A 6,137-nucleotide genomic window follows, 5' to 3' on the forward strand; every position below is an offset into this window, starting at 1 on the left:
GGCCGGGGCGCGGCACCGGTAGACCGCCGCTTTGCCGACCTGCCCGATTTGCTGCAGCCGGGCGACCTGCTGGTGTTCAACGACACCAAGGTGGTCAAGGCGCGGCTGTTCGGCCAGAAGGCCAGCGGCGGCAAGCTCGAACTGCTGATCGAGCGGGTGCTGTCGCCCCATGTGGACGCCGGCCATGAAGTTGCCGCGCACATGAAGGTCAGCAAAAAGCCGCTGCCCGGGGCGGTGCTGCAGATGGATGGCGGCTTTACCGCCACGCTGCTGGGCCGCTGGCCCGAGGCGCACGGGCCGCTGTACCGCTTCAAGCTCAGCAGCGACCCGTATGCGCTGATGGCCGAGCACGGCCATGTGCCGCTGCCGCCCTACATCACCCACAGCGATTCGGCGGACGACGAGCAGCGCTACCAGACGGTATTTGCCAAAAACCCGGGCGCCGTGGCCGCGCCGACGGCCGCGCTGCACTTTGACGAGGCCGTGCTGGCGCAGCTGGAGGCGCGTGGCATTGCGCGCGCCAGCGTCACGCTGCATGTGGGCGCGGGCACCTTCCAGCCGGTCAAGGCCGAGCAGATTGCCGACCACGTCATGCACTTTGAACGCTTTGACGTGCCGCCCGCCACGCATGCCGCCATTGCCGCCTGCAAGGCGCGCGGCGGCCGCGTGGTGGCGGTGGGCACCACGACCGTGCGGGCGCTCGAATCGGCCGCCAAGTTTGGCCCCGCCTGCGACGACACCAACATCTTCATCACGCCGGGCTTTGACTTCCAGGTCGTCGACCTGCTGCTGACCAACTTCCATTTGCCCAAAAGCACGCTGATGATGCTGGTCAGCGCGTTTTCGGGCTACGCGCACATCATGGCGCTGTACCAGCACGCGATTGAGGCGCGCTACGGCTTTTTCAGCTATGGCGACGCGATGCTGCTGGAACGCCAGCCACCGCCGAACGACTGAAACACACCTGCGACAATCACAAAATGCTTGAATTTGAAGTCCTGAAAACCGACCCCGCCACTGACAAAGACGCGGGCGCCTACCTGGGCTCGTATGCCCGGCGCGGCACCCTGAAGCTCAACCACGGCGTGGTGCAAACACCCATCTTCATGCCGGTGGGCACTTACGGCACCGTCAAGGGCGTGATGCCGCAGTCGCTCCACGACATGGGCGCGCAAATCATCCTGGGCAACACCTTTCACCTCTGGATGCGTCCGGGGCTGGACGTGATCGAGCAGTTTGGCGGGCTGCACAAGTTTGAAAGCTGGCACAAACCCATCCTGACCGACAGCGGCGGCTTCCAGGTCTGGTCGCTGGGCGCGATGCGCAAGATCACGGAAGAAGGCGTGCGCTTTGCGTCGCCCGTGAACGGCGACAAGCTGTTTTTGACGCCCGAAATCTCGATGCAGATCCAGACGCTGCTCAACAGCGACATCGTGATGCAGTTTGACGAATGCACGCCTTACGACACCAAGGGCCACATCACCACTGAAAGCGAAGCGCGCAGCTCGATGGAACTGAGCCGGCGCTGGGCCAAGCGCTGCGAGGACGAGTTTGACCGGCTGGGCAACCCGAACGCGCTGTTCGGCATTGTGCAGGGCGGCATGTTTGAGAACCTGCGCCAGGAGTCGCTCGACGCGCTGGTCGAGATGGACTTTCCCGGTTATGCGGTCGGCGGCGTCAGCGTGGGCGAGCCCAAGGAAGAAATGCTGCGCATCATGGCGCACACGCCGCACCGCCTGCCGGCCGACAAGCCGCGCTACCTGATGGGCGTGGGCACGCCCGAAGACCTGGTGGCCGGCGTGGCGGCCGGCGTCGACATGTTTGACTGCGTGATGCCGACCCGCAACGCACGCAACGGCCACATGTTCACGCGCTTTGGCGACCTCAAAATCCGCAACGCGCGCCACAAGGCCGACGAGCAGCCGGCCGACAGCACCTGCGGCTGCTACGCCTGCAAGAACTTTTCACGCGCCTACCTGCACCACCTGGACCGCTGCGGCGAAATGCTCGGCCCCATGCTGGCCAGCATCCACAACCTGCACTACTACCTGAACCTGATGCAGGAAGTGCGCGACGCGCTGGACGCGGGCCGCTTTGGCGAATTTTCCGCGCAGTTCCGCATCGACCGGCAGCGCGGGGTCTGAGCCGTGGACATCAAGCTGCAGCGATTTGTTGACCGCTGGGCCGGTATTCCGCTGTGCGCGGCGGTATCTGGCGCAGAGGCGCTGATGCGCAAGTTCCGGCCGGCGCCGGTCCATGAAAAAGCGCCGCGCGCCATCGTGGTGATTCTGCTGTCCGAAATGGGCAGCCTGGTGCTGGCCAACGACATGTTTGCGCGGCTCAAAGCGCGCTACCCGGACGCGCAGCTGCACGCGCTGCTGTTCAGAAAGAACCGCGAAATCCTGGACCTGATGCAGGTGATGGACCCGGCCCACGTGCACACGGTCGACGACCGCTCGCTGGCGTCGCTGCTGTCCAGCCTGTGGAAAGCCGTCCAGGCGCTGCGCCGCGCCAACGTCGATGTGGCGATTGACTGCGAGCTGTTCTCGCGCATCAGCAGCCTGCTGTCGTATGCCAGCGGCGCGGCGGTGCGCGTGGGTTTTCACCGCCACACGCAGGAAGGCCTGTACCGCGGCTCCCACATCAACCGCCGCGTGCCCTACAACCCCTACCACCACATCAGCGCGCAGTTTTTGACGCTGGCGCGGGCCATTGATTCGACGGCGGTGCCGAAATCCAAACTGCCCGTGGTGGGCACGCCCAAGCCGCCGCCGCAGGTGCAGCTGGACGGCGCGCTGGTCCAGGGCATCCAGACGCGGCTGGCCCAGGATTTCCCGGCGATTGCCGGCAAGCCGCTGGTGCTGGTCTACCCGGGCGGCGGCATCTTGCCGATCCGGGCCTGGCCGCTGGCCTCCTACACCGCGCTGTGCGAAGGCCTGGTGGCCGACGGCTGCGCCGTGGCGGTGATTGGCCTCAAAGACGACCAGGCACTGGCGCGGCAACTGGTGGCCAACGTAGAGGCGCGCTTTCCGGCCAGCCCCGTGATTGACCTGACCGGCTACACGCGCTCGATTTCCGAGTTGCTGGCGCTGTTTCATGTGGCGCGCCTGCTGGTCACCAACGACGGCGGCCCGGGCCAGTTCGCCGCGCTCACGCCGATCTGGACGCTGATGCTGTTTGGCCCCGAAACCCCGAGCCTGTACGCGCCGCTGACGCCGCGCTGTTATTCGTTCTACAGCCAGTGGCCGTGCTCGCCCTGCCTGACGGCCTACAACCACCGCGCGTCCTACTGCGACGGCGACAACCAATGCCTCAAGGTGATCGCGCCCGCCGAAGTGCTCGCCAAGGCGCGCGCGTTTCTGGCCGCCGACTGATGTCCCGGCTCAGATCCATCGCCGAGCGGCTGGTCAGCCTGCTGCCGCCGCGTTTTCAGCCCATGGTGCGCTGGCGCTTCATCAAGTTCGGGCTGGTGGGCGCCAGCGGCACGGTGATCAACATTGCCGTGCTGTATGCGGCGCAGGAGTATCTCTTGCGCGGCATCGCCGACTTTCATGTGCGGCTCAACTACTCGATTGCGCTGGCCATCACCATGGCCACCATCAGCAATTTCTACTGGAACCGCCGCCTGACCTGGCGCGACCGCACGCGCAACACGAGCCAATCGGCGATGCTGCTGTTCTTCAAATACGTGATGGCGGCTGCCCTGTCGATCGTGATCCAGTCGCTGCTGACCAAGTGGCTGGCGCTGTACCTGCACTACATCGTCGCCAACCTGATCTCCATCGTGCTGGCCAGCGTGGTCAATTTCGTGGCCAATGACAAGCTGACCTTTCGCCGCCACCGCCCGGAAACACCCGCGTCCAGCACCGCATCCTCCAACGCCCATGACAAGCCCTGAAAAACCGCTTTCCCGCCTTCCCGTTCACCTGGTCTGGATCGGCCTGGCCATTGCCGTGGCCCTGGGCTACCTGTTTGGCCTGGGCGGCGACCACATTCCGCGCAACGGCGACGAGCTGGTGTATGCCAACATCGCCCGCCTGACGGCCGAGACCGGCCACTGGCTCCCGCTGGTCAGCTCCTGGGACTTCATGCGCAACACCAAGCCGCCGCTGCTGTTCTGGCAGGCCATGGTGGCCGGCGGCTGGGGCGAGCACTGGACGCTCCTGCGGCTGCGCATGCCCAGCGTGATCTACTCATGGGGCATTGCGCTCATGGTGGGCCTGCTGACCTGGAAAATAGTGCGCAGCGATGCCGCGCCGCTCTCGAACGCCAACGCCAATGGCGACAGCGCCAGCGCGCGCCAGCACCATGCCCTGACCATGGGCGCCATTGCCGCCATCATTTACCTGTCCTTCTTCACCAGCTACCGCTATGGCCGCCCCTATCTGACCAGCGCGCCCGAGACCTTCTGGCTGTTTGGCGTGTTCTTTGCGCTGGCCTGGTCGCCGGCCCGGCTGATGGCCTCGACCTGGAAGTTTCCGCTGCTGGCCGGCGTGGCGATTGGCCTGGGTTGCCTCTACAAGTCCTTCGTCATGGTGGTTCCGGTCGGTTTTGCGCTGGCGCTGTGCTACCAGACCGTGGGCGCCAGGCGGGCGCCGTGGAATCTGCTGCGGCCCGGCATCGTGTCCGACGCCCTCAAGGTGGTGGCCATGTGCGTCATCGGCCTGGCCATGTTCGGCCTCTGGTTTGCGATTGATCCGCAGCCGGGCGAAGTCTGGCGCGAGTTTGTGGTCGGTGAAAACGCCGGCAAGATGAATTCGTCGCGGGGTTACTTCAAGACAGCCCTGAGCGGCAGCAGCGGCATTTTGACCATCCTGACCGGCTATTTCTCGAACGCCCTGTTCCTGCTGCCGGTCTCGGTCGGCTGCATGGTGGCGGCCTGGCGCAGCTGGCGCGCGCGCGCCGGCACGGCGCACACCCTCAGCGACGCTGAAAAAATCCTGTGGCTCTGGCTGCTGGCGCTGATGCTGGTGTTCATGCTGCCCACGCAGCGCTCGACCCGCTACCTGATTCCGGCCATGCCGGCGCTGGGCATCCTGATCGCCGTGTACTGGCACCGCATCCCGCGCATCTGGTTCAGCCTCACGCTGGCCCTAAGCCTGCTGGGCGCACTCGCCATGGGCCTGATCGGCTATGGCGCGGTGCGTGCCACGCAAGACACGGCCCTGTATTCACCACTGTTCTGGCTGTTTTTGCTGCTTCTGGCTGCCGCCTGCGTGCTGGGCATGGTCAAAAAGCAGGCGACCCGGCCAGTGACGGCGCTGTCGAGCTTTGCCGTGCTGCTGGCGCTGGCCTGGGCTACCCTGCCCTTCAACGGCGAGCTGGGCCGCTTTCGCGCCGACACGGTTGCGCAGTTGCAAGGCCAGGCCGTGGCGGTGCCCACCAACTTCAACGGCCAGTTTGAACGCTACCAGTTCATCATCCCCGGCGCCAAAATCATTCCCTACCTGGCCGAGCAACCGGTGAACTACACCGATGTGGACACCCTGTTCAAGACCAGCCGCTATGCGCTGGTGCAGCGGCGCGTCGGACAGGCGCCTTGCGCGCAGTGCCGTATCCTGGACGTGCGCTGGGACCTGCGTTCGCGGCAAGAGGCCGCGGAAGGCGCGCTGGCCGCCTTCAAAACGCCCGAAACCTATTGGTACGCGCAGGAATACCTGGTGGAGCGGCTGACGCCCTGAGCCTTGCCCAGCGTCAGCCTGAAGTGCAGGACCAGCCCATCGTCATCTCTTTCAGGAACAGGAACAGGAACAGCCCCATGCCCATGCCCGCCCACTACCGCCGCCTCGGAAAAAGCAACCTGAAGGTGTCGTCCCTGTGCCTGGGCACCATGATGTTCGGCCTGCAGACGCCGCTGGCGGAGGCGGCGAACATCGTCGCGTCGGCCCGTGCGCATGGCATCAACTTCATCGATACCGCCGATGTGTACAACCACGGCCAATCCGAAAAAGATCTCGGCGTGCTGCTCGCCGGCCAGCGCCACCACTGGGTGCTCGCCAGCAAGCTGGGCAATCCGGTGAGTGATGCGGTGAACGAAAGCAATTACTCGCGCCGCTGGCTGATGCAGGAAACCGACGCCATCCTGGCCCGGCTGCAAACCGACTACCTCGACATTCTTTACCTGCACCGCGACTACC

At 65.2% G+C, this 6,137-nt stretch carries 6 protein-coding genes; all 6 read left to right on the top strand.

All coding sequences use genetic code 11. The annotated features are described in order from the left end of the window. Nucleotides 1-957, top strand: a 957-nt coding sequence (queA, locus tag IV091_RS15940; protein WP_293470238.1) for a tRNA preQ1(34) S-adenosylmethionine ribosyltransferase-isomerase QueA, incomplete at its 5' end; no start/stop codon positions are given. A gap of 23 nt (nucleotides 958-980) precedes the next feature. Next, nucleotides 981-2,144 (top strand): tRNA guanosine(34) transglycosylase Tgt, encoded by a 1,164-nt coding sequence (gene tgt / locus IV091_RS15945; RefSeq protein ID WP_293470239.1) that lies wholly within the window; start codon nucleotides 981-983, stop codon nucleotides 2,142-2,144. Nucleotides 2,145-2,147: 3 nt separating this feature from the next. Beyond that, complete coding sequence (locus tag IV091_RS15950; protein ID WP_293470240.1) at nucleotides 2,148-3,374, top strand: glycosyltransferase family 9 protein; 1,227 nt, start codon at nucleotides 2,148-2,150, stop codon at nucleotides 3,372-3,374. After that, nucleotides 3,374-3,898 (top strand): GtrA family protein, encoded by a 525-nt coding sequence (locus IV091_RS15955; protein ID WP_293470241.1) that lies wholly within the window; start codon nucleotides 3,374-3,376, stop codon nucleotides 3,896-3,898. The genes IV091_RS15950 and IV091_RS15955 overlap by 1 nt, the downstream gene beginning before the upstream one ends. Beyond that, a complete protein-coding gene (locus IV091_RS15960; RefSeq protein ID WP_293470242.1) occupies nucleotides 3,885-5,681 on the top strand; it encodes a glycosyl transferase in 1,797 nt (598 codons plus the stop codon). The genes IV091_RS15955 and IV091_RS15960 overlap by 14 nt, the downstream gene beginning before the upstream one ends. Before the next feature lie 77 nt (nucleotides 5,682-5,758). Further along, nucleotides 5,759-6,137 (top strand): aldo/keto reductase (locus IV091_RS15965; protein WP_293470243.1); only part of this gene is annotated, 379 nt, incomplete at its 3' end.

Origin of the sequence: Polaromonas sp. (genome assembly GCF_018780625.1) — a bacterium.
Lineage (GTDB): Bacteria > Pseudomonadota > Gammaproteobacteria > Burkholderiales > Burkholderiaceae_C > Polaromonas.